13 protein-coding genes and 1 pseudogene are annotated in these 17,690 nt (G+C 52.7%); 3 read left to right on the forward strand and 11 right to left on the reverse strand.

Annotation, left to right across the window (positions count from 1 at the left end; all coding sequences use genetic code 11):
• Positions 1 to 20: 20 nt before the first annotated feature.
• Genes mukB through cmoM form a run of 4 tightly spaced genes read right to left on the reverse strand, consistent with a single transcriptional unit; the run spans position 21 to position 7,315 of the window.
• A complete protein-coding gene (mukB, locus tag H2P46_RS00685) occupies positions 21 to 4,508 on the reverse strand; it encodes a chromosome partition protein MukB (protein WP_193403298.1) in 4,488 nt (1,495 codons plus the stop codon).
• Entirely contained in the window at positions 4,505 to 5,230 is a 726-nt protein-coding gene (gene mukE, locus H2P46_RS00690) for a chromosome partition protein MukE (RefSeq protein WP_193403299.1), read from the reverse strand. Before mukE ends, mukB begins: the two co-directional genes overlap by 4 nt.
• Positions 5,211 to 6,533: a chromosome partition protein MukF gene (gene mukF / locus H2P46_RS00695; RefSeq protein ID WP_193403300.1), complete on the reverse strand. Its 1,323-nt coding sequence runs from the start codon at positions 6,531 to 6,533 to the stop codon at positions 5,211 to 5,213. The genes mukE and mukF overlap by 20 nt, the downstream gene beginning before the upstream one ends.
• The gene (cmoM, locus tag H2P46_RS00700) at positions 6,530 to 7,315 is read right to left on the reverse strand and encodes a tRNA uridine 5-oxyacetic acid(34) methyltransferase CmoM (RefSeq protein ID WP_193403301.1); all 786 of its coding nucleotides are present in this window, start codon (positions 7,313 to 7,315) and stop codon (positions 6,530 to 6,532) included. Before cmoM ends, mukF begins: the two co-directional genes overlap by 4 nt.
• A 125-nt stretch (positions 7,316 to 7,440) precedes the next feature.
• On the opposite strand from cmoM, the gene elyC reads away from it, so the two are divergent.
• A complete protein-coding gene (elyC, locus tag H2P46_RS00705; RefSeq protein WP_193403917.1) occupies positions 7,441 to 8,226 on the forward strand; it encodes an envelope biogenesis factor ElyC in 786 nt (261 codons plus the stop codon).
• A gap of 125 nt (positions 8,227 to 8,351) precedes the next feature.
• On the opposite strand, the gene kdsB is transcribed toward elyC, so the two are convergent.
• The 6 genes and pseudogenes from kdsB to H2P46_RS00735 form a co-directional block, all read right to left on the reverse strand.
• The gene (gene kdsB / locus H2P46_RS00710) at positions 8,352 to 9,101 is read right to left on the reverse strand and encodes a 3-deoxy-manno-octulosonate cytidylyltransferase (RefSeq protein ID WP_193403302.1); all 750 of its coding nucleotides are present in this window, start codon (positions 9,099 to 9,101) and stop codon (positions 8,352 to 8,354) included.
• Positions 9,098 to 9,280: a Trm112 family protein gene (locus tag H2P46_RS00715; RefSeq protein WP_081135850.1), complete on the reverse strand. Its 183-nt coding sequence runs from the start codon at positions 9,278 to 9,280 to the stop codon at positions 9,098 to 9,100. The genes kdsB and H2P46_RS00715 overlap by 4 nt, the downstream gene beginning before the upstream one ends.
• 105 nt (positions 9,281 to 9,385) lie before the next feature.
• The gene (locus tag H2P46_RS00720) at positions 9,386 to 10,603 is read right to left on the reverse strand and encodes a winged helix-turn-helix domain-containing protein (RefSeq protein WP_193403303.1); all 1,218 of its coding nucleotides are present in this window, start codon (positions 10,601 to 10,603) and stop codon (positions 9,386 to 9,388) included.
• 27 nt (positions 10,604 to 10,630) lie between these two features.
• On the reverse strand, positions 10,631 to 11,632 hold the full coding sequence (gene lpxK, locus H2P46_RS00725; RefSeq protein ID WP_193403304.1) for a tetraacyldisaccharide 4'-kinase: 1,002 nt from the start codon (positions 11,630 to 11,632) through the stop codon (positions 10,631 to 10,633).
• Positions 11,629 to 13,377 (reverse strand): lipid A ABC transporter ATP-binding protein/permease MsbA, encoded by a 1,749-nt coding sequence (gene msbA, locus H2P46_RS00730; protein ID WP_193403305.1) that lies wholly within the window; start codon positions 13,375 to 13,377, stop codon positions 11,629 to 11,631. Before msbA ends, lpxK begins: the two co-directional genes overlap by 4 nt.
• Positions 13,378 to 13,411: 34 nt before the next feature.
• A pseudogene (locus H2P46_RS00735) lies at positions 13,412 to 14,704 on the reverse strand (DNA internalization-related competence protein ComEC/Rec2); the annotation flags it as partial.
• A gap of 82 nt (positions 14,705 to 14,786) precedes the next feature.
• Between H2P46_RS00735 and istA the strand changes: the two are divergent.
• Positions 14,787 to 15,815, forward strand: a complete 1,029-nt coding sequence (istA, locus tag H2P46_RS00740) for an IS21 family transposase (RefSeq protein WP_193403243.1) — start codon at positions 14,787 to 14,789, stop codon at positions 15,813 to 15,815.
• Complete coding sequence (gene istB / locus H2P46_RS00745; protein WP_193403307.1) at positions 15,812 to 16,600, forward strand: IS21-like element helper ATPase IstB; 789 nt, start codon at positions 15,812 to 15,814, stop codon at positions 16,598 to 16,600. Before istA ends, istB begins: the two co-directional genes overlap by 4 nt.
• Here the strand turns inward: istB and H2P46_RS00750 are convergent.
• Positions 16,561 to 17,613, reverse strand: a complete 1,053-nt coding sequence (locus H2P46_RS00750) for a ComEC/Rec2 family competence protein (RefSeq protein WP_238938910.1) — start codon at positions 17,611 to 17,613, stop codon at positions 16,561 to 16,563. The genes istB and H2P46_RS00750 overlap by 40 nt on opposite strands.
• Between the last annotated feature and the right edge of the window lie 77 nt (positions 17,614 to 17,690).

Raw genomic sequence — 17,690 nt, forward strand, 5'->3', positions numbered from 1 at the left:
ACCAATGGCGCAGTTTTTGACTACGGTTCCACCTGAGATTTTTCTGATTCAGGGTCCGGACTGGAATCCACCGCGTTTTCACGCTGTGTCGAGGAGAGATCGGCGGCAAAGCCGCGTAAGCCGACAACGTGGACGTGCTCGGTGTTGTTAAACACTTTACGCACTAACTTGTAGGTGGTGCCTTTCTCTGGACTGATGTTTTCTGGCGCAGCAATAACTAACTGCATCTCCAGACGTTCACACAGTTCAAATAGCGTGGCGATGGAACGTGCATCCAGACGCGCCGCTTCGTCAAGGAACAAAAGGCGGCAGGGCGAAATATCTTTGCCGCGCAAGCGACGCGATTCCTCTTCCCAGCTCTGAACCACCATGACCAGAATCGACATGCCCGTACCGATAGCTTCACCGGTTGACAGCGCGCCACTTTCTGCGCGCAACCAGCCATCGGAGCCACGGTTCACCTCCACTTCCATCTCAAGATAGTTGCGGTAATCCAGCAGCTCTTCACCGATAGTTTGTGGCGTGCGCTGCCCCATATCGATATGTGGATTCAACCGTTGATACAGCTTCGCCAGTGCTTCAGAGAAGGACAGACGTTGGCTGTTAAACAGATCCTGATGCTGTTCATGCTCTTCTGACAGGGTATCCAGTAGCATAGAGTGGGTTTCACGTACATTAACGTTAAGACGCACGCTGCGTACCTGACCAAAACTCACCGTCTGCAAGCCCTGATTAAGCTGACGAATGCGGTTCTGCTCGCGCTGAATAGTTTTGCGGATAATATTCGCCACGCTGCGTGAGCTAATCGCCAGCATTTGTTCACGTGCCGTCAACTCTTCCGTCAGGCGATTCAACTCAATTTCCATCTGTTCGATGGCTTCAACCGGATCATCGGTACGGATGATGTCCTGACGAATACGTTCACGCAGATGCTGATAAACGGCAATGAAAAACTGTATTTTACGTTCGGGACGCTTAGGATCTTCCGACAAGCGCAGCACATCACGCAGATGTTCGTTATCCGAAACCGCCAGACGCAGCGCACCCAGCGCTTTATCTGACATCGAACGCAGCTCATCACCGCTTAAATAAGCCAGCTCGCGTCGATGCAGACGGCGCTCAACGCCGTTGTCTTTTACCAGACGTAGCACTAAGCACCAACCCGCTTTAGCTCTTACCACCTGCTCACGTTTCTGATGATAATCACGTTCAAGGTGGCGCAGCTTTTTACGCAGCGTTTCCATTTCCGCTTCGCAGAACGTCAGCTGTTTTTCCAGCTGATTACGACGCGCACGGTTGTGGCTCAACGCAGTGTAAAGTTCGTCACGGCGAAGACGTGCGCGCGCTTCCGCGCTGGCATCCGCCTGTACGCCAATAGCCTGCATCTCCTGTTGCAACTCTTTCAACATGTCGCGTCTGGCGTCATAAGCGCTTTTCAGCGAGGCCAGCACTTGCGAATATTGCGTCAGCTGCGCCTGATGCTCACGCAGGCGCTCACGCATGCGGCTGCGTTCGCCTTCTGCCTGCTCAAGACGCTGGCGGAGTTTATCGCTGAGATCGTTATTACCATTCAGCATACCTGCCGAATCATGGTAGCTAAAATGGGCCCGCCGCTGGACCACTTCGGTCAAAGCAAATGCCTGCTGGCGAGCACTGTGTTGTTGCTGCTGTGCCTGCTGATAATCAGCCTGCAATTGTTCGTGTTGCTCAGGGTCGCTTTGCAATACGGAAATCAGCGGTTCGAGCTTAGCCAGCTTCGCGCCATGCTGATGCAGGAAGCGCGCGGCGTCCTGGGCTTCTTCAACCTGCTCGCGAATCTCCTCGCAGCGATCGGCCAACGTGTCGTCGAGCAACACATTCACGCGCGGCAGCAAACGGTTTAACTGCGCAACACCCTCTTTCGCCTGCTCGTATTGCTGACGCTGCTGCTGATTGGTGCTTTCATGCTGGTTTAGCGCACGCTCCAGCTCGCCGCGACGGGCGCCAAGCTGGCGGATCTGCGCTTCAGGATCATCATCAAAAGCCACCGCCAGATGGCTACCGATAAAGCGGCTAAAGGACTGATGCAGACGCTGGGTTTTCTGCACGTCGAATGACAGGGTGGCATAACTTTCCGCCAGACGATCGCGTTCGACATGCAGCAGTTCCAGCTGATTCTCACGCGCGGCACGCCCAAACAGCGGCACCTTCGGAAAGCGCGAATAGCGCCATTGACGCTCGGCGATTTTAACAACCACGGCGTTTTGTAATTCATCAACGGCGAAAACGCTGTCATCAAAAGATTGCGGATCGCCTTCGATCAGATAGAGATCTTCCGGGCACTCTTCCAGGCCATCAAGCTGTGCCTGCACCAGCGACAGATCCGGCACCACAATGGCATGACGCGAAGGGCCATACAGCGCTGAAAAGTAAGGAGCGTCGTCGAGCGTGACATCATCATAAATTTCAGACAGCAACACGCCGCCAAACCGCTCTGCCAGCTGATTTAAGCGTGCATCTTCGGCACCGCCAGGCTGGCTAAGCCGTTCAATCTGCTGCTCAACCTCACGCTTACGCGCCGCGACCTCATCACGTGCAACCGTGGTTTCACGCTCGCGCTCCAGCAGTTGCTGCATATATTCCGTTACATGCTGGCTGCTCGCCAGTGCCTGTCCAGTCTGCTCGCTAAGCTGCGTCAGAATTTCCTGCGCTGCCAGCCAGTGTGGCGCACGTGCGGTAAGCGCAGCAATGCGTTCACGCAGTTGCTCCTGTTCCTGACGCATTTTCATGCGCTGTTCACCCGCATCCGACACGCTGCTGTTTAGCTGTTCAATCTGAGCTTCGAGTTCACGCTGTAAACCTTCCAGCGCGTCGGCGTCATAATGCTGTCCCTGGCGTTTACAAAATTCAGCTAACAGACGTTCGGCTTCATGCTGTTCGCGCAGGCGCTGTTCAAGCTCATTCAGACGCAGACGCAGCGAAGAGAGCTGATCGGCGTGATGGCGCTGGTTATGGGCATCGCGCAGCAACTCGCGGCCGGTTTGCCACGCGTCCTGACGGCTGACTTCGCCCGCAATGCTGGTAACCAGCGCTAAAGCCTGTTCAAACTGGCTGTGCGCCGCTTCCGCCACACTGAGTTTTTGCTCCAGACGCAACAGGCGTTCGGTTGTTTCTTCTTCTTTCGCCTGGAAGTTTTCCTGCCATTCGGCGGCATTGTCGATGGTTAAATCAGGGAGCTGGCACAGCGCACGCGCGCGCTCCAGCGCCTGCAACGCCTGTTGATACTGGATCGCTCGGGTTTGCTGCACGTCAAGCGCCTGCTGGAAATCAGCCAGCTGGCTTTTCAGCTCATCCACTTCCAGTTCGGCAGCTTCGGCGCGTGCTTCGTTCTCTTCCTGAATTTCGCGCGCTTCCGCCACCACTTCGTTCTGCTCTTCCAGACGAAGCGTGAGATCTTCGATGTCGCTGTCGTAGCGTTCGATTTTTTCCTGCTGGCGCATCGCGGTTTGCACCAGGTTCAGGTGATCGCTGGCCGCTTGATAATCGGCTTCCAGATCGTTCTCTGCGCCACTGTGCCCGGACAGTTCACGTGCCATTTCAATATGGCGATACTGCTCGGAAGCAAGTTGTTGACGGCTGCTGAACAGGTCGTTGCGCAGCTGTAGCGCGCTATCCAGATAAATGCGGCGCTCATTGGCATGACGCATGTAGTCAGCAGAGACGTAATTAGTCGCTTCGGTAATCAGATGCTTAAACAGATCGCGATCGGACTGCGTTACGCGAATCGCTTCCAGCGTCATGCGGTTTTCACGTAGCGCGGCTTCCATATCCTGGAAAGCTTTACGCACGCCACTGTTTTCTGGCAACAGATAGTCACGCAGCGAGCGGGTAATCGCGCTGGAAATCCCGCCGTACAACGAGGCTTCAATCAGGCGATAGAATTTGCTGCGATCGCTGGCGGAGCGCAAGCGTCGCGGCACAACGCCAAGATCAAACATCATGGCGTGATAATCAGTGATGGAATTATACTGACGGAACTGCACGCCTTCCTGCGCTTCAACCCGATCTTTCACTTCGTTGAGCGGCAGCACGCGCGCCTGACGACTGTTCAGAATCTCCGTCAACATGTCCGTTGGATTGGTATCGGCTGGCAGCCCGTGAATGCTGAACGGCTTAAGATCGACTTTCTTATCGCGACCCGCCACCTGCTGCAAACGAACGCCGACGACCACACGCTGGTGACGTGAGTTCACGACATCCAGCATTGAATAGCAGACGCCCGCACGCAGTTTACCGTGCAGACCTTTATCACGTGATCCTGACGTTGCTCCCGCTTCCGTAGTGTTACGGAAATGAAGCAGCGTCAAATCAGGGATCAGTGCAGTCACAAAGGCTGCCATAGTGGTGGATTTACCGGCCCCGTTTCCGCCAGACAGCGTAGTGACCAGTTCATCCAGATCAAAGGTTCGTGCAAAAAAGCCGTTCCAGTTAATCAGCGTTAGCGAACGAAATTTTCCGCGTTCAATCATGCTTGCTCTTCCTCCGCGTTGTCACTCGCTTCGCTGTCATTTTCCTCACTCTCATCCGCATCAACAGGTGCCGTTCCGTTTTCCAGCAACATGGCTTCCCCATCGCGAATCAGCCGTAGCTGCGCTTCACGGGCATCATCACCGCTGCGCACATCGGCGCCAAAGCGGAATACCGATTCGGTAATGCGAAACTTGCTGCTGTCGTTGCCAAAGAACCACACCATACCAAGACGACGCAGGCGACTCAGCGAGGCGCGCATCTTCTCTTGCAGCCGGGTACGATCCAGATCCGACCCCGTAGAACGCTGGTTAACGAACTTTAATAACTTGTTTTCATCGGCCAGCGACAGGAGTTCATCGTAAAGCTCCTGCTGGGTGAAAATACCTTCATTGGCCAGACGTTCGGGGCTGAGATAGAGATAACAGAGGATTTTTCCTACCATCATATCCAGCTCGGACAATACCGAACGTGGGATCAGCGTGGTAGAGCGCGGCCGCAGATAGAAAAAACCTTCTGGCGCGCGGATCAGCTCAACGTTGTAACGAGCATAAAATTCTTCGAGATATTCCTGGTAATCCATCAGAAAAGCGTGGTTATCCAGCTCTTCGATACCAATGTGTCGCCCTGCGCGTAACTGGCTGTCTAACGCGGGGAAAATCGGATTCGCCAGTGCCTGAGCCAGCTTAACTGGCATCACTTGTTCAATATTTGTCGATGACATGTGCCTGCACCTTGGCTCCGTAATCATTAATGGCCTGCCATTCCACAGGCAAGCCGGCTAAATCGGCTTCCGCTACCCCGAGACGTACGGCCTGGTCCACCACAATTCGGGCAAGATCGAAATGTCGAGCCCGTGGATATTGCGCCAGATAATCGCGCATCACTGTAGCGAGGTTGAGCGGTTTTTGCTGAGACTTATACGCTTGCAGCGCTTCTTCAATCATTGCTGCCAGCTGCTCACGAATTTCGTTGATCTCTTCGTATTCCAGTTCGGTGGGCAGCTCGCCCATAACTTCGTCATTACGCAGCGTCAGTTCTTCGTCGCGCATGTCATACAGGCGTTCAGCATTGGCGTAGGTAAGCGCCCAGGGCGCGTCAAAGTAATTTTGCACTGACAGGCGTAAACGCTGCGCAAAGACACGGTTTTTATCCATATCGATGGCGGTACGAATGAATTTATGCACGTGACGATCGTAACCGATCCACAGATCGATTGCCTGCTGGCCCCAGCTGGTAATGCGGTCAAGTTTGCTTTGCAGATCAAATACCAGCTTGTCGACAAAGCCTAAATCGGGGCTGTTAAGCGTCGCATCCTGAATACGCAGCAGATTTTCCTGTAGCTTATCGCCTGCGGCTTCCAGCGTATCCTGTAACTCGCGCAACGTTCCTGAAGTTTCTGATAGCAGCATTTCACAGCTGGAAATCGCCGCGCGCCAGTCTTTGTTCAGCAGATCTGCGATGTCGTTTTTCACCGCTTGCTGCTGCTCATCCATCATGCGCTGGGTCATATCGATACTGTCGAAAATCTCAGCAACTGAATATTTCAGGGGGGCAAAGACATTGCGATGCCAGTGAAATTCATCACCGTTTTCCTGGGCGGCGTCGGCGGCGCGTTTCAACTCGCTGGCCACAATCGACAACTGCATGGATAGACGCAACGTAGAGAATTCACGCTGGCGGATATAGTAATCGGTAATCCCAATCGCCAGAGGCGTCAGGCGATAGATTGCACTGCCTTCGGTCAGTTCGCTGGTAAACCGGTTGAATAAACGCTGGCGCACCATATCATTGATGGCATTGTTAGCACGCACCAGCACGGTTTCATGGGTTTGTTCAAACGCTTTACTGACGTGACGAAATGCGTCAATCAGGTCGCCTTCACTCATTTCGCCATCCATCCGCTCACCATTCAGGGTGGCGACGGCCAGCAAAAAGGCCAGACGTTCTACGGGCAGCGCAAGAGAAAAGTCGTTCTTACGCGCCCAGGATACCAGTTCAGGTACCGTCTGGGAAAATTCACTCATAATTCGTCCTTCTGCCCGGGTTTGCGCGCGGTCACGTGAATGTAGCGCCCTAAGCTTAAAAAGGGTTCCTGACGGCAAAAACGCCGCTCCATCTCAATGATTTCATCATCGCTTTTCGGCTCGCCTTTAGGCGGTTTCATGTAATCACTGAATACCCGGATGCCGGCGCGTTGCTCAATGATAAATCCACAGGTTTCGAGCCAACGGTAAACCTCATCGGGGTTGCGCGGGTAATCAGGCGACAATGTACGCTTCTTGCGTTTCGTTAAATTGGTGCGTAAATAGCCGAAATTGCCGAGGGTCAAGGTGCGTAGCGTCAAACCATGCAGGTTATAAAACATCAGCGAAAGCACACCGCCAGGTTGCAATACATCAAACAACGCTTTAAGAGTTTTCTCAGGCTCAGCGACCCATTCAAGCACAGCGTGAAACAATACCAGATCCACCGGCGTATCCAAATGTTCGCTAATCTGCTGAGCGCTAATTTGTTTAAATTGCATCCGCTGGCTCACGCCCTGCGCTTCGGCATTTTCCTGCGCACGACGCAGCATCTCTGCGGATAAATCGCACAGCACGATCTGATGACCGCGCGCTGCCAGACCACTGGAGATTTGTCCTACCCCGCCGCCTGCATCAAGGATCTTCAGTGGCTGTGCCGGCAGGCTGGGAAGAATGGTCTCCAGTTCATCCCACAGGATCGCCTGGCGCACCAAACCCTTGGTCGTGCCGTAAATATTTTGCGAAAACTTTTCCGCGAGATCGTCAAAGTTGCGATCCTGCATGGCGTTGGCTCCGGTATGCTGCGGTAAGACTTATGCTATTTTGTCACAGGCACAAGAAGAATGAACCTTTCATCCTGTTCTTCCCTTCCGGCTGCTGTTTTTTCAGACAACAGGAGTGTTTTTTGATGTTTTTTATCCTGAAAAAAGTAGTGGGCAGCATGTTACTTCCCCTGCCATTTCTGCTGTTGCTGATGGCAACGGGCCTTTTGCTGCTTTGGTTCAGTCGCTGGCAGCAAAGCGGCAAAATCCTGCTCTCAGTGAGTTGGCTGTTGTTGCTGTTATTTAGCCTTCAGCCTGTAGCCGATCGTCTGCTTTTACCGCTGGAAAGTCATTATCCAACCTGGAATGGTGCAGAAAAGGTGGATTATATCGTGGTGCTGGGCGGCGGCTACACGTTTAATCCCAATTGGGCGCCCAGCTCAAATTTGGTCGGGAACAGTTTACCAAGAGTGACGGAAGGCGTGCGCCAATGGCACCGCTATCCTGATGCCACCTTGATTTTTACCGGCGCGGCTGCAGGTCAAAATCCCAAAAGCAATGCATGGGTGGCGGCGAACGTGGCGGAAAGCCTGGGCGTACCGCGTGAGAAAATTCATATTCTTGATCGGCCAAAAGACACTGAAGAAGAAGCGCAGGCGGTAAGAAGGCAGATTGGTTATCACCCTTTTCTGTTGGTCAGTTCAGCTAATCATCTGCCCAGAGCAATGCAATTTTTTCAGGCGGCTGGATTAAATCCTATCGCCGCACCCGCCAACCAGCTGGCGATCACATCACCGCTTAACGGCTGGGAACGCGTCATTCCTTCCCCGATTTGGCTGGGGCACAGCGAACGCGCTATTTACGAAACATTAGGGCAAGCCTGGCAGCGGCTAAAGTCTGATGATTTACCCTCAACCGAGCCAGGGAAATAACCCGTTGGCGAATAGGGTCAACACCCCGACTGACAAACTTTGCGCTGTGCGCTCGGGGCGATACGATCCCACCGGTAATACTCGCCAGAGCAAGCCTGCAGTTACTGGCGCGCGCTGCAGGAACGTCAGGCTTGCATGGCTAAACGCACGCGCGCCAAATCTTCTGGCGTATCTACGCCCACACTGGGAATGGTTTGCGCCACAGCTACGTGGATCTTTTCGCCGTACCACAGCACACGAAGCTGCTCAAGCAATTCGATTTGCTCAAGCGGGCATGGCGCCCAGGCAATATAGCGTCGAATAAAACCGGCACGGTAGGCATAAATACCGATATGACGCAGGAGACTGTCGCCAGTTTGCTCGCGAGATGCCGCGTAACGTTCCCGATCCCATGGGATGGTGGCGCGTGAGAAATAGAGCGCATAGCCTTGCGCATCCATCACCACTTTGACTGCGTTCGGATTGAACGCTTCTTCGGCATCCGTAATGGGCACCGCAAGCGTGGCCATGCCCGCTTCGGCCTGGGCCAGATTGGTTGCGACCTGACGTACAATTTCTGCGGGAACCATCGGCTCATCGCCCTGAACGTTCACGATGATTTCGTGATCGGCAAACTGATACTTTTCGATAACTTCCGCTAAACGTTCAGTACCGGATTGATGGTCGGCACGCGTCATGCACACTTCACCGCCAGCAAGTTCAACTGCCTGCGCCACATCAGGATGATCGGTGGCGACAATCACCCGGCTGGCGCCGGATTCACGCGCACGCTCCATCACGTGTACCACCATTGGTTTACCGTGAATATCGACCAGCGGTTTTCCGGGTAAACGTGTAGAGGCATAACGCGCGGGAATGATGGCGATAAAACTCATGGATGGATCTCTTCAACTGATAAGGTGCGGGCTTCATTTTCCAGCAGGACAGGAATACCATCACGAACCGGAAATGCCAGCGCATCCGGTTTACAGATCAGCTCTTGTTGAGCATTGTTGTAATACAGCTTGCCATTACATACCGGGCAGGCAACGATTTCGAGTAAACGGTGATCCATATATCCTCCATCAAGGACCGAATGCTAAGGCATCAAGCATACCATAGCGCAGGCTTTGCGGGTGTGTGGAAACACGTTGAAATGATGAGTAAGCCGCGGCAAATTTTAGCAATGAACGGTCCAGGATGACGTCCAGGCATCGAGTAAATCATGAGTAGCCTGCTCTACAATAACCTGTTCTGCCTCTTGCCAGGTTGCGAACCGATTAATTGCCCGCTGAACATCCTGGACAAAGGATTGCGTAACGCGTGTCGCCTCTTCCAGCCAGAGATTTTTAATGATGAGTTGTCTGGACTTGCGCAGCATACGCGCATCCAGCCGGCCTTTAATTTTTCCTCTGTGCAAAATAGGTAGTACAAAATAGCCATATTTGCGTTTCGCTTCTGGCGTATAGCACTCAATACGGTAATCAAAATCAAACAGTTCCAGCGCGCGTTTGCGATCCCAAACGACGGGATCAAAAGGGGACAGCAATGCGCTGTGGCGGGCGCTAACGGATGAATTAAGCAGCGGGAGATAATCGCGATGTAGCCACATCTCGCCGAGTGCTTCAACGTTAACCGGTACAATGTGACCCTCAGCCTGCGCTTGCATCAGAAAAGGTTTAAGCGCCACCCGCTTAAGACGGTAATAATCAGGTAGCCAGTTAGCACGGAAAATCCCCAGGCTGCGCGCACTGTTCAGCAACATTAATCTGATCGCTTCAGCTTCATTAATACTATGCAGTTCGTCTTGCCAGTCCGGCATTACGCGCGAGCGCAAATCGTAAACGCGCTGGAAATTTCGCCTTTCTGCAACCATCAACTCGCCTGCACTGAACAGGTTTTCCAGATGCCGCTTGTGGGGTTTCCATGCCCACCAGCCGGGTTTATGGTTGCCGTCACTTACAAAATCCGCCGCCCTGACCGGACCATTTTGCTGGATATGAGCAAGCAGCCCGGCAATCTCTTGCTGATGTTCTTTCACCCATGCTGCGTTGTATTTCCAGCCCAGCCGTTCTGGCGACAACATGCGATGTCGCAGCAATTTATAATCTTCGCGAGGAATAAAGCAGGCTTCATGCGCCCAGTATTCAAAAAAGTTACCCTGCGTCAGCGCCTGGTCCAGCCATGCCTGTGGATACGTACCCAGACGGCTGAACAACACCAAATAAGGGCTTCGGGCAACAACGTTAATGGTGTCAATTTGCAGCAGCGACATGCGGGAAACGCAATCAACAATATCCTGAAAGCGAGCGCGACGACTGGGGGTGCGCAACAATCCCTGTGCCGCAAGATGAAGGTTTCGAGCGTGTTGTAACGAAAGTGAATGCATCATGTTCATTCTCTTCCTTATCCGACACGCCTGATATTAATGATGCAGGTCAGGCGAGTATGTACGGCAAAGTTGTTCTATATCATTTAGCAAAGGCTCAACCCCTTCGCCCTGTAATTCAGCCTCTACCGGAAGATACCACCAGTCTGGCCGCGCAAATGATCGGCATTTGACTGCGTCTTTTTCTGTCATCAGCAAGTTCTGACCGGTGACCAGCAAACGCGCTAACTCAGCTTCGCTGTAAGCGTGGTGATCGGCGAAAGCGATTTCGGCGACCGGCGTTAATCCCTGCTGCTTTAGCGTCGTGAAAAAACGCGGCGGATGACCGATGCCCGCCATTGCAACAACATTATCCAGCTGGTGTATGGGCTTTTTCTGCCCGGTGAGTAAATTAGTCACCAGGCCCGGCTGTAAATGCATGGCCATTTCACCCACCTGCGCCGTGCCGCCATTGACGATAATGGCGTCAACATCTTTTAGGCGCGACGCGCGCTCACGCATCGGCCCGGCAGGCAACCACCATCCATTACCGAAGCGGCGCATGCCATCTACCACGACAATCTCTTTATCACGTTGCAGCGCGTAATGTTGCAACCCATCATCGGTGATAATGAGGTCAATATCACCCTGCTTAAGCAGCGCTTCAACGGCTAAACGCCGTTTCGGCGCTACTGCAACTGGCGCCCCCGTGCGTTGAGCGATCAATACCGGTTCATCGCCAGCTTGTTCAGCAGGGGTTTTCTCATTAACCAATAGCGGATAGCTGTCGGCCTTACCATTATATCCGCGTGACACTATGCCGACTTTTAACCCACGCTGCTGCAATGTCTGTACAAGCCAAATGACAACCGGCGTTTTACCGTTTCCCCCCGCAGTGAGATTGCCCACAATCACCACCGGAACGGGCGCGCGCCAACTTTTACGCCAGCCGCGCTGATAACTGTAACGAATCAACGCGGCAATTGCGCCATACAGCAGGCTTAACGGCCATAACAGCAGCCACAGCGGCGATTGCCCACTCCAGATACGTTCAATCATTGGCCAAACTGCATCTTGTGAAGCTGTGCATACGCACCTTTCTCCGCCAGTAGCGTTGAGTGGGTGCCGCGTTCCACAATCTGTCCGTCTTCAACCACGACAATTTCATCAGCCTTTTCAATAGTTGAAAGGCGATGCGCGATCACTAGCGAGGTGCGGTTCTTCTGTAATTCATCAAGCGCAGACTGTATAGCACGTTCTGATTCAGTATCCAGCGCTGAAGTAGCTTCATCCAGAATTAAGATTGGGCAGTCACGCAGCAGCGCTCGCGCAATGGCGATACGCTGGCGCTGTCCACCTGACAACAGTACGCCGTTCTCGCCAATAACGGTATCCAGGCCGTTATCCATCTTGTTGATGAAATCCATCGCATGGGCCATGGTTGCGGCTTTTTCGATCTCTTCACGGCTGTATTGTTCGCTACGCGCATAAGCGATGTTGTTCGCAATGGTATCATTAAACAGATGCACGTTTTGAGAAACCAATGCGACCTGATTACGCAGCGAGAACAGCGTGTATTCACGCAGATCATGTCCGTCCAAAAGAATCTCGCCCTGCTGGATGTCATAGAAGCGGGTCAGCAGGCTCGCCAGCGTTGATTTACCTGAACCGGAACGCCCCACTAACGCAACTGTTTTACCCGCAGGGATTGAGAGATTGATGTTACGTAAAGCAGGTATATCGCGCCCCGGATAAGTAAAGGTGACGTCACGGAATTCAATATCGCCTTTAGCACGGGTAGTTTCACGTGTACCGTTATCAATTTCTTGTTCGCTGTCGAGAATTGAAAACAGCGTTTGGCAAGCAGCCATGCCGCGCTGAAACTGAGCGTTGACGTTGGTCAGCGATTTCAGCGGACGCATCAATGCAATCATTGATGAGAAGACCACGGTAATCGTTCCGGCGGTTAACGTATCCATCACGCTTGGGAAACTGGCCGCGTAGAGCACAAATGCTAAGGCAAGCGAGGCAATTAACTGGATTACAGGATCTGAAATCGATGAAGCAGAAACCAGTTTCATACCTTGCTGGCGCATGCGATTGCTGACCCTGGCAAAACGCTCGGCCTCTACTTCCTGTCCGCCAAAGATCAACACTTCTTTATGCCCTTTAAGCATTTGTTCGGCGCTGGTTGTAACCTGTCCCATGGTGTTTTGCATGGTTTTACTGATGTTACGAAAACGCTTAGACACGGTACGTATGGCTAAAGATACGATGGGTGCCAGTAGTATCAGGATTAATGACAGCTGCCAGCTGTAATAAAACATCATGATAAACAGGCCAATAATCGACGCGCCTTCACGGACCACTGTAACCAGCGCACTTGATGAGGACGAAGCAACCTGCTCAGAATCGTAAGTAATACGTGACAGCAGTGTGCCCGTGGATTGCTGATCAAAGAAGGCGACCGGCATGCCCATCATATGGCCGAATAACCGGCGACGCATACCCATGACTACATTGCCCGAAACCCATGAAATGCAGTAACTGGAGATATAGCTGGTCACCCCACGCACCAGCATCAGCCCGATGACTGCAAGTGGCATCCACAGCATCACTGACTTATCTGCCTTACCAAAGCCGTCATCCAGTAAAGGCTTCAACAGTGAGAGCATCAGGGTGTCGCCTGCGGCGTTGAGTATCAGGGCTATCGCAGCCACAAATAAACCCGCTTTGTGAGGCGTGATCATCGGCCAGAGTCGACGAAATGTCTGCCACGTTGAGAGATCTTTATCTTGATGCATTATTTATTCACGTTGTTGGAAATAGCCGGCCATTCTACCTGGATTCGCGTTTCACGCCAAACCACTGATGATACCAACGGGGCATTAATTGTTCTCTTAGCCCTGCAACCTGCGTTTTTCCGTTGTTGATGGTGATACTTATCTGGCCTGACTGGCCGGTGTCGAACCAGTTAAAACCATTTTTGCGGTAATTTTCCAGTACCGATTTAGCTGGCATACGCCATGCATTGTAGCGTGCCAGAGAAGCTATCGCTGTGTGCCCATTGATATTTCGAAGTAACAGCGTAGTTGATGACGTCCGGCTGCCGTGATGCGGCACCTGTATGACATCTGCTTTTAGATTCTGCTTTTCCAGCTTCACTAACTGGCGCTCCGCTATAGCTTCAATATCACCAGTGAGTAAAAGTCGAACTTTTCCATCGTCTACGCTGAGCACACAGGAGTCATTATTATCGCCTGGTGTGGAAGCACTTAATGGCCACAGAACTTTAAAATGCAGTTGCCGCCATTGCCATTGGGCCCCTCGTGCACAGGGTAAGTGATCAGCATTATTTAGCGCGCTTCTTACCTTAATTTGTGGCCAGCGCTGCTTTATGGATTCAAGCCCACCGCTGTGATCAAGGTGTCTATGGCTGAGGATGATTTGCTGTAACTGCAACTGCTTGCGCTCAAGCCAGGGAACAACGACGCGCCTGCCGGCATCATCTGTTTGCCAGCGCGGGCCAGTATCATATAAAACGGCCTCTTTGCCCTGGCTAATCACGACGCTTAAACCATGCCCTACATCTAACATATCTATTCGCCAGCCTTGCTGCGCTTTTTCCTGACGGCTAAAGAGCAGCGCAATAGCAAGACTGCAGCAACTAAGCGGTACACAATAGAAAATCTGGGTACGCCAGATAAACAGCCCACCCCAGACGATGACAGCAAAAAATTCGGCGTGATACAGCGGCCACCATCCACTGGGCAACATTGTCAGGGCGTCGATAAGTCCACGTAGCGTTAAGTCAGCTAGCCACCAGAATATGGCAGAGCCTGAGGCAACAGGCAGCATCATGGCGATTAATATTAAAGGAACGGTCATAAACGAGACGACAGGTACAGCAATTAAATTGGCGAGCAATGCCGTTAAGCTAATCCCGTTGAACAGGCTGACCTGGAGCGGTGCCATTAAAATCATCATGCCAATTTGTAAATGCACGAGTCTCAGTAATTGCAGGAGTAGCCAGGGTTGTTGCTTAAAGCGTGCCGGTAAAGGAAACCAGTGATACCAAATCAGTAACATGCCGACCGCAGAGGTAGAAAGCCAGAAGCTATCGGAAAGTGTCGCTACCGATGTAAAACTGGCCCACCTGCCGATGTAAATCTGACCCACCTAGGGTAAAAATGGCAGTTTTAAGGCACTGCCAATGATGACATTGGAGACCAGAGTGGAGATTAGTGTTTTACACCGTCAGGGCATGTCGATACGCGCCATCGCGCGCCAGCTTTCATGCTCTCGTGAGACCGTTCGCAGATATATTCGTAGCCCGCTGCCCGTAGCGGATATGCGCTACAAGCCTCGCGCACCCAGACCCTGCAAGCTTGACCCGTTCAAGACCTATATCCTTGAGCGCGTGGCCGCTGCCAGGCCCCTCTGGATACCCGCCAGTGTGCTGCTGCGCGAGATCCGTCAGCGTGGTTACGAGGGTGGTTACAGCATGCTGACCGCTTTCCTGCACCCCATTAAGCAGCCCGTCACTGAAGAGGTAACACGCTTCGAGACCGAGCCTGGCTTTCAGATGCAAGTTGATTTCACCATCATCAGACTCGGTCATAACCCATTGCTGGCCTTTGTCGCCACGCTGGGCTGGAGCCGCGCGACTTTCGTCAAGTTTTACAGCAACCAGGACTCCGCTGCCTGGTGTGACGGCATTGAGTCTGCGCTCAGGTTCTTCGGCGGGACGCCGCATCAGCTGCTGTTCGACAACGCCAAGGCCATCATCATTGAGCGCGATGTCTACGGCCCCGGTAAGCATCGCTGGAACCCGCAGTTGATGCACGTCGCCGAGAAGTATGCCTTTACTCCCAAGGTCTGCCGACCCTATCGCGCCAAGACCAAGGGTAAGGTTGAGCGGTTTAACCATTACCTCAAGAACAGCTTTATCGTGCCTCTTACCGCGACCTTCCGGCAGGCCGGGCTGGTACTGGATGTACCTGCTGCCAACACACGCATCGGCGAGTGGCTGGTCACCGTCGCGAACACACGAGTGCATGGCACCACAGGCGTACCGCCTGAGCAGCGCATGCCGCGCGAGCGTGCTGCGCTATTGCCGTTACCGAAGGTCACGTTGGCATTGCCTGCACCTGTCCCAGCGCTCAGCCAGCGTCCGGTGCCGACCGAGAGCCTGCAACATCCTCTGGCAACGTACCAGGCCTTGCTCGAGGTGCCAGCATGAACCTTCAACATGATCGTATTGCCGCGCTCTGCGAGCAACTCAAGCTCGACCGCCTGCCGGCAGAGTGGCCGGGTGTGGCACAGGCGACCATCGACAACAGCGGCACGCATGCCGACTTCCTGGAAGCCGTTTTGCAGCTCCAGCATGATGGCCAGAACGAACGGCGTCGCCAGACCATTTTGCGGTTATCAGGCCTGCCGGTGATAAAAACACTGGAGCAGTTCGATTACGCCTATGCCAGTGGCGTTCCACGAAGTCAGATCCAGGAGTTGGCGGGTCTGACATTTATCGAACGTCAGGAGAACGTTGTCCTGCTCGGGCCTTCTGGCGTCGGCAAAACGCACCTGGCGACCGCCATTGGCTATAAGGCCGCGATGGCGGGTTTAAGCATTCGGTTCATTACCGCCGCCGACATGATGCTGCAACTGATGGCGGCACATCGTCAGGGTGACCTGAAGGGCTACCTGAACCGCGTCGTAGGTAAACCTAAGCTGTTGATCATCGACGAAGTGGGATATCTGCCGTTCGGTAAAATGGAGGCGAACCTGTTCTTCCAGGTAGTCGCTAAACGGTATGAGTCAGGCAGCGTGATCCTGACCAGCAACCTGCCGTTTACGCAGTGGTCCGGAACGTTTGGTGATGACGAGACACTGACGGCAGCGATGCTGGATCGGCTGCTTCACCATGCGCATATCGCCCAAATCAGCGGCCAAAGCTATCGACTGAAAGATAAGCTGAAAAGCGGTCAACTCCAGAAGAAAACGAAAGCAACAACGCTCGAATGATTCAAAGGGGGTGGGTCAGTTTTACTTTGGCAGGGTGGGTCAGAATTCGATCGGTATTGACAGGAAAGTACGGTTATGGGATCAATCGCTAATAATGAACCAATGCATAATGTCCATACTTGCCAGCTGCTTAATTGAATAGCTGTAATACGTGTCGCTATCCACAGCGTTAAAGCTAACAAGGCACGCTGCGCAGGCGCATGGCTGCCTGATAACCAGGTATAGATAGCCGCCAGAATCCAGCTGGCGAGCAGTGGATATAAATAGCCAATAAAACGCGCCGGTAAAAGAAACTGTGTGCCACGCGCAAGTAGCCAGCCTAATCCAGCTGCCAGCGCTATATGCATGCCTGAAATAGCCATCAGATGCGCGGTTCCCGTATCGCGTAGCAACTGACGAGTGGTTTTACTTAAATCATCACGGATACCAAATGCGAGTGCTTTAAGCGTAGCCTGTTGCGGAAGTAACCTTAACTGCACCTCATGATGCTGAATAAATCGCCATCGCCAGCTGCAAGTGGTTGAACTGGCAGTTTGCTTCACTATCCGGCCTTGCAACGGCGTGTGATTCGCCAATGCAAATCGCTGCGAATCAAACTCACCTTCATTTAGCCGTGCATGCACTGGCCTTAGCCGCAGTTGCATATTCCAGCGCTGGCCGGGACAGTATTCGTTTGTCGCATTATTAAAAGAAATCCAGGCAAAACGAGGTGGGAAAATATAGCGAGTTCCCTCTCTTAACAGCCTGACCTTAATTTGTTTATTTTTCTGGCGGACTTCATCAATGCGTACAGTGAAATTCCCCGGTTTGGCCGCTAACCCTTCGATATCAGTTTTAATATGCTGAGCGCTATTAAGCATCCACACCATTAATAAAATAGCGACGCCGACCATTCTTATCGGTTGAAAGGTGAACTGTAGGAAAACAAAGCCAGTACAGGCCAGGATTAACAATATTGCCGGGGTTGGCAGCTGCGGTAGCACCATTAACGGTAAACTGGCGATGATCGCCATTCGAGCCAATACAGTCCATTTCAGCATGATAAATTCCGTTTAAGAGATATTTTCATTCTGACAATGTGGCGAGTAAT

It is taken from the genome of Mixta mediterraneensis (assembly GCF_014946725.1).
GTDB classification, from domain to species: Bacteria; Pseudomonadota; Gammaproteobacteria; order Enterobacterales; family Enterobacteriaceae; genus Pantoea; species Pantoea mediterraneensis.